This is a genomic window from Salinispora cortesiana (assembly GCF_000484695.1).
Taxonomy (GTDB): Bacteria; Actinomycetota; Actinomycetes; order Mycobacteriales; family Micromonosporaceae; genus Micromonospora; species Micromonospora cortesiana.
In genome coordinates this window covers 1-1,921 of sequence record NZ_AXVR01000160.1, presented here as the reverse complement: position 1 = coordinate 1,921, position 1,921 = coordinate 1, and the positions used below count along the sequence as shown (strand labels likewise).

2 protein-coding genes are annotated in these 1,921 nt (G+C 62.2%); both read right to left on the bottom strand.

Going from position 1 to position 1,921, the window contains the following annotated elements:
• Window positions 1–58 precede the first annotated feature (58 nt).
• The gene (locus K228_RS28060) at window positions 59–487 is read right to left on the bottom strand and encodes an Imm50 family immunity protein (protein ID WP_080671708.1); all 429 of its coding nucleotides are present in this window, start codon (window positions 485–487) and stop codon (window positions 59–61) included.
• Window positions 488–595: 108 nt separating this feature from the next.
• Window positions 596–1,405 (bottom strand): hypothetical protein, encoded by an 810-nt coding sequence (locus K228_RS28675; RefSeq protein ID WP_155251641.1) that lies wholly within the window; start codon window positions 1,403–1,405, stop codon window positions 596–598.
• Window positions 1,406–1,921 lie beyond the last annotated feature (516 nt).

The following is a 1,921-nucleotide window of genomic DNA, read 5'->3' as shown; positions in this document are numbered from 1 at the left end:
CCCACAGCCATACCCGACGAGCCCAAGACATCCACCAGCTACAATGCCGGCCCCTCAATCATCGACAGGCGTCAGACCCGCGAAGAATCAGGGTCAGGGCATCGCGGTGCGCCGAAAGGCGTGACAGTACGAGCGATCGGGCCTCAATGCTCACCCCGACTGGACCATTCAGGGTTCTGAGATAGATCACGTCGCCCCTACGCTCGACCTCGATGTCGAGCGTAACGTTCACCTCCCAGCCGGCGACAGTCAAACGTTGCACACCTCCCAGGCTCAGTTGGACCTGCACCACGTTGAATCCCTGGTCAGCCCACTTCTTCGGTGGCCTCCTGGGGAACTCAGCAAGATCAAATCGCAACGTAGCCAATGGACCGTCCCGGTGAAGGGACAACTCATGCAGGTCAACCGAACTCAGCGTTGGTAGATCCTCGCCGTAGACCGCCCGGATTCCATCCGGCTTGCCCAAGAGATCAATCCAGCTAGCCATCTCCGACCCTTTCGCTACTCATCAGGCGACGACAATCGCGCCCTCCCGCCAAGCGCTGCGGTCGTCCCACACTCCGGCCTACCGCCGCCACCCCTGAGAATAGATCAATCAGTCCGTCCAAGGCACCTCGAAATACGCTTCTCCCATCCCCAGGGTAATAAGGTGGTGACGTTCTCGTCGTAGATCCGCCCATACCGCCATCCGGTCGACTGAATACCGCTCATCAAAGACCACCGCCGGCCCGAAAGAAAAGCTTGGCAGCACTGGTGGCGCATTGTCCGCAAACCAATGCACGTGCATCCGGCCGGCTTCCACACATGCATACACTAAGCTAGGCAAAGACATTTGACGGCCATCACTGTACTTACCGTCGCGTTCAAGGTAACGAACCACACCCTCGATGTTCGAGACGGAATCAGGCAGGCAATCGGCCTCCTTGGCGGCGATGTCGACGTCGCGCAGCGCCTCAACCAAATCTCCATCAGCGCGAAGGTACCGAACCTCCGACCAACTGCAACGAACGCGAAATGGGTCGTGTGGCCATAGGCCGTGAGTCACCCCAAGACGACAGATGTCGGAAGTCGACGTTTCGACCGCAGTCGACCTGGTCCCCTCAACCACCGCTGTCAGACGTGCTCCGACCCTTCTCACCTCCGCGTGCCGGGCCCGCACCGCCTCCTCCGACACTGCCAGCGAGCTGGCCTCTTCCCGGGTCGGGCGATCAGAACCGCATGCGACCAGTGCGAGCACACAGGCCGACGCGGCCAGCAAGGCCGCGAACCAGCGCGCGGCGGTTACGGGTATGAACGGCTCGCGGCCGCGGTCCGCCCGACTCACCACCGAAGTCGCCTCATCCACGCCGACAATCTTCCACCCATCGCGCCACTCATCGATCCTGCGCACCGTTCTCTGGGGCACGTCAAGCGATCCTTGATATCCCGAAAGTGCTGGCGGGCGGGTGCGGCGCGAGCCTTCCCTGGGCAGGCCTGCTCGCAACGCCGGCTCAAGGCGTCGCAGAGGCTCCGAGGTCAAGGGGCGGCCCCGGAGGACCGTCGCGTACCCAAAGCCCGCCGCTACTTGGGTTTCGAGGCGATCGCGGTCTCGGTCCCACGGTAACGAACTCACCGTGGACGACCACCTGGGACGGCGGCCGCCGAGGCGGTGTCATTGACCCTCACAAGTGAATCCCAAATCTGAACCGGCTCCATCAGGCAGTCGGCGACGCACCGCAATGCCTCGATGACTTGACGTGCAACGGCCGGAGCCGACAACACCGGGCTCAGTGCTCATCTGCCTTAACGCCGGGCAGGTCGAGATAGGCCAGCAACCGCAACAACCCGGCTAGTACTCCAGCAGGAGATCCGTTCGGACCTGCTGGAGCTGTGTGGTTTTGTCCGTGAGCATGGAGCAGCCACCGCTGAGTCTTGTGGTTGT

What these genes read in the sequence shown, in the direction of transcription:
- K228_RS28060 (WP_080671708.1), bottom strand. Translation starts at nt 487, where the DNA reads ATGGCTAGCTGGATTGATCTCTTGGGCAAGCCGGATGGAATCCGGGCG.